Raw genomic sequence first — 3,789 nt, 5'->3', positions numbered from 1 at the left:
GGTTGGATGAACTGGTCAACCTGAGTCATCCCTTGGTGCAACTGGCGCAGCACATTGACTGGTCAGTGTTCGAGGATGGCTGGGGCGGTTTTTTTCCATCACATCGCGGTCGCCCTGCGACCAGACCCCGCTTGGTAGCTGGACTGCTGTATCTACAACACACTTTTGCGCTGTCTGACGAAGCAGTGGTGTGGGGATGGGTAGAAAACCCCTACTGGCAATTGTTCTGTGGCGAAACCTGGTTCCAGCACCAGCCGCCGATAGATCCCAGCTCACTGACGCGATGGCGACAACGGATTGGTGCAGAAGGCATGGAATGGTTATTGGCTCAGACTATTGAGGCGGCCGTGTCGGCCAAGGTAATCAAGCAGCATAGCCTGGATAAAGTCATTGTGGACAGCACCGTCCAGGAGAAGGCCATTGCTTATCCGACCGACAGCAAACTGCTCAATAGGGGACGGCAACAACTGGCGCAATTGGTAGCAGAATCTGGGATAACGCTACGCCAGAACTACAACCGCATTGCCCCGAAGTTGGCCGGCCAAATTGCCCGTTACGCTCATGCCAAGCAATATCGGCGTATGCGTAGCCACTTAAAGAAGCTCAAGACGCTAGTTGGCCGCGTCTGGCGTGACGTATTTCGCCAATTGGCCCAGGTACCGCAGCACCTCAAGCCCAAGGTTACCGATTTGCTGCAGAAAGTCGAGCGCCTGCTCAAGCAGCAACCGCAAGACAGCCACAAACTCTACAGCTTGCATGCGCCGGAAGTGGAGTGCATCAGCAAAGGCAAGTTGCGCCAACCCTATGAGTTTGGGGTAAAGGTGTCAGTGATGACAACGCACAAAGAGGGATTGGTGGTTGGCATGCGCAGCCTGCCGGGCAATCCTTACGATGGGCACACCTTACACCTGGCTTTGGAGCAGGCGTCAGTCCTGACGCAGCAGCAACCTAAGGAAGTCTTCGTAGACTTGGGTTATCGCGGCGCAACTGTCCCGGCTGGGGTCAAGGTCTATCACCGCAAACTCAGGCGCGGCATTACCGCGCGGCTGAAACGCGATATTCGGCGACGCAGCGCCATCGAACCGGTAATCGGGCATATGAAAAACGACGGTCGCCTTCGCAGAAACTGGCTGCAAGGCACAGAAGGCGATGCCTTTCATGCCATCCTCTGCGGTTGCGGACACAACCTGCGGATGATTCTGAGGAAGCTGCGGCTTCTTCTCGTCTTGATTTTCCTACGCTTGGATTGGCCATCAATCAATGATGACAGAACTAATCATCGCCTTGCTGGCGCATATGCCTGAAAATAGAATTGTTCAGGGTGGACTAGATAATGAATTAAATAATTTTATTAAGTGATCCTTTTCATTGCCGCCTAGTATGTTTCTATTTTGAAAAAAATTATCGAAATTAAAACCCTTATATAAATATTCTGTAAATCGCTCTGTATTCGCTTTTGGCAATAAGAATTCTAAGTCAATAAATCTTCTCAAATATTCTTCTGCATTAATCCCTGTACCATAAACAGCGGCAAGGCTAGTATTCAATTGTTGTTTATCAAGTGAGAGTATAAAAATCACATTGGATACGTTAAAAAGATGTTTAATTCGCTCAAGTAATTCAATTGCAAAGGTAGGCCTGCAGCGATCTATCTCATCGACAAATATAATAATCTTACCTTTTTGAGTCCTATCTTCTGTGTCAGTTGTGTTCAATTTTACGATTGCATCAGACAATGATTCATGAAATCTTTTATTCAAATTTTTTGTAGCCACATACGTATCAACAGCATCTTTAACAACATCAGAAGCCAAGTCTGCTAAGGATCTCTCTGAAAAATCATCAAGATTAAGAAACCCCGCCGTCAGAATTTTTCCTGCAGCAGGAAGCGCGCGCTTTGTTAAGCTCGTTGCAATTTTTTTTGCTTTATCGAAAGAATGTGAAAATTCAGTATTTACAGGGTCAATTTTTTTAACAAAATTTTCTATTTCACCAAGAAAAGCAATCAGTGGATCAGCAGTAAAATCAGATTCCCATGAATTAAAGTAAATACAAATATAGTTATCTAATTCAAGATGCGCTTTCCACATATTAATGAAAGTAGTTTTTCCTGTTCCCCATGGCGAATCGATAGCAAGAACAAACGGTCCCTTAAGTTCTTCCACCAGAGAGGTAAGAAATTCAATAGAAGATTTTCTATTTAAAGCGTCATATCTGAATGGCTCATTAGAAGGTATCTCCAATGGCAGAAGCTTGAAGTCCATAACTTTGGTTATAAAAAAGGAAAATCAAACGTGCAATGCTTTAATAAACTCATCTAATGACACTCCCGCTTGCTTGAGTACGCCACTCAGAGTTCCCAATTTTAGTTCACGATGGTTTGGCACGACACAGCCAGAAGAATTCCTTCGAAGGACGATGTGGCTGCCTCGTTGACGCACTATTGTAAAACCCAATCGTTCTAGCGCTTTTATTGCTTCTATTCCAGAAATAACGGGCAATTTAGGCATGCTCAGCTACTTGAAAGGTTGTCAGCAGTGAACGAGTAGATATGGTCATCGGAAATTCTTCAAGGTATAGTTCAGTTGCCTCAACTAGATTGGCCAAAGCTTCTTCAACGGTTTCGCCTTGCGTGGTTGTGCCTGTTTCAGGATTGTAGGCAACATAACCGCCTTCTGGCGCTGGCGTTAATACGGCGGAAAGTTCCATAATTTTATCCTCTTAAGATTGTTGTCAGAATTATACCTCACAGAATCAAAATCAAATTCTGTTTAGCAATAAGGGGAAATCACGATAAAGTAAAACCGTGCTAGGGATCGGGCAGCATGCCCCCTTTCGGGAGCATACCCTTCGCGCCGGTCGGCGGCGCGACCCTATGGTGCTTTGTCAGGTTAAATATTTTTATTAGGCTAATAATATAGATATGGATAAAAAGAAGGATAATGATCCAAACGAATTTCTTGACCCTGAAGATTGGGAGAAATTTAGCAATTATTTGCTAAATAATAATCGTTTTATACTTTCAGATTATTGGGAAAAATTCGTGGATACAATAGTTAACACCGCTCATAAAAGAACAAAGACACTTAAAAAAAATAAAATATTGTACCGCGCTAGGATTGGCTCAAGTTTCATAGAGCTTGAAGACGGCGATACAGAATTTTCTCCAATCCATCCGGAAAATATGGGCTCTCCTCCCGTAGAATATGCTAAGGCTGGCCGTTTAAACCCAGAGAGGATCCCCTATTTATACCTTGCAACAACAATTGAAACTGCAGTTGCAGAAGTAAGACCGTGGATTAAGTCAAATATAACGATAGGTTATTTTAAAATCGATTCAGATTTAAAGATTCTTGATACCTCACATGATGAATATAAAAGCACGGGTTACTTGAATGAATGGATTTGGGGTGAAGGAGGAGAAGACTTCATTATACAAAAACGATCCATTCCCAGTTTCACAGCTGCTGAAAAAGAGGAATACATCTGGGGTGACATTAATAATTACTTTTCAAAGCCAATATCACCGAATGATTCACCGCTTAAGTATTTATCTACACAATTCCTCTCGGAAAAATTGAAAAATGAAGGATATGACGGAATTGGTTATAAAAGTTCTCTTAATGATGATGGATATAATGTAGTACTTACATGGACGCCCACGTTATGCCAAGCTTTCAGTCGATGATTTTGAGAAGGTAAAGATTGCAGCCATACATCCGGACTTTATGTGAAGCTCATTGCCTCTGTCCCTGATGGAATACGCTGATTGGGGCTCTATCACTTTTA

The 3,789-nt window shown here is 43.6% G+C and carries 5 protein-coding genes; 2 read left to right on the top strand and 3 right to left on the bottom strand.

Annotated elements, in window-relative coordinates; genetic code table 11:
• Nucleotides 1-2 precede the first annotated feature (2 nt).
• Entirely contained in the window at nt 3-1,304 is a 1,302-nt protein-coding gene (locus tag Q7U10_02260; GenBank protein ID MDO8281443.1) for an IS5-like element ISNtsp1 family transposase, read from the top strand.
• A 12-nt stretch (nt 1,305-1,316) separates the two neighbouring features.
• Here the strand turns inward: Q7U10_02260 and Q7U10_02255 are convergent, their stop codons facing one another.
• Genes Q7U10_02255 through Q7U10_02245 form a run of 3 tightly spaced genes read right to left on the bottom strand, consistent with a single transcriptional unit; the run spans nt 1,317 to nt 2,709 of the window.
• Complete coding sequence (locus Q7U10_02255) at nt 1,317-2,264, bottom strand: P-loop NTPase fold protein (protein ID MDO8281442.1); 948 nt, start codon at nt 2,262-2,264, stop codon at nt 1,317-1,319.
• A 24-nt stretch (nt 2,265-2,288) separates the two neighbouring features.
• Nucleotides 2,289-2,510 carry a type II toxin-antitoxin system HicA family toxin gene (locus Q7U10_02250; protein ID MDO8281441.1) on the bottom strand — a complete coding sequence of 74 codons (222 nt, stop codon included), beginning with the start codon at nt 2,508-2,510 and terminating at the stop codon, nt 2,289-2,291.
• Entirely contained in the window at nt 2,503-2,709 is a 207-nt protein-coding gene (locus tag Q7U10_02245; protein MDO8281440.1) for a type II toxin-antitoxin system HicB family antitoxin, read from the bottom strand. The genes Q7U10_02250 and Q7U10_02245 overlap by 8 nt, the downstream gene beginning before the upstream one ends.
• Nucleotides 2,710-2,923: 214 nt before the next feature.
• Between Q7U10_02245 and Q7U10_02240 the strand changes: the two genes are divergently transcribed.
• On the top strand, nt 2,924-3,688 hold the full coding sequence (locus Q7U10_02240) for an RES family NAD+ phosphorylase (GenBank protein ID MDO8281439.1): 765 nt from the start codon (nt 2,924-2,926) through the stop codon (nt 3,686-3,688).
• Nucleotides 3,689-3,789 lie beyond the last annotated feature (101 nt).

This window comes from Thermodesulfovibrionia bacterium, from assembly GCA_030646035.1.
In the GTDB taxonomy this organism is placed as follows: Bacteria; Nitrospirota; Thermodesulfovibrionia; order UBA6902; family UBA6902; genus JACQZG01.
Note: the sequence above shows the minus strand (reverse complement) of the source record. Positions and strands in the feature narration are given on the sequence as shown.

Excerpts from the sequence above, each read along its gene's own strand:
- Q7U10_02255 (MDO8281442.1), bottom strand. The coding sequence starts at position 2,264 with ATGGACTTCAAGCTTCTGCCATTGGAGATACCTTCTAATGAGCCATTC.
- Q7U10_02245 (MDO8281440.1), bottom strand. The coding sequence starts at position 2,709 with ATGGAACTTTCCGCCGTATTAACGCCAGCGCCAGAAGGCGGTTATGTT.
- Q7U10_02250 (MDO8281441.1), bottom strand. The coding sequence starts at position 2,510 with ATGCCTAAATTGCCCGTTATTTCTGGAATAGAAGCAATAAAAGCGCTA.
- Q7U10_02240 (MDO8281439.1), top strand. The coding sequence starts at position 2,924 with ATGGATAAAAAGAAGGATAATGATCCAAACGAATTTCTTGACCCTGAA.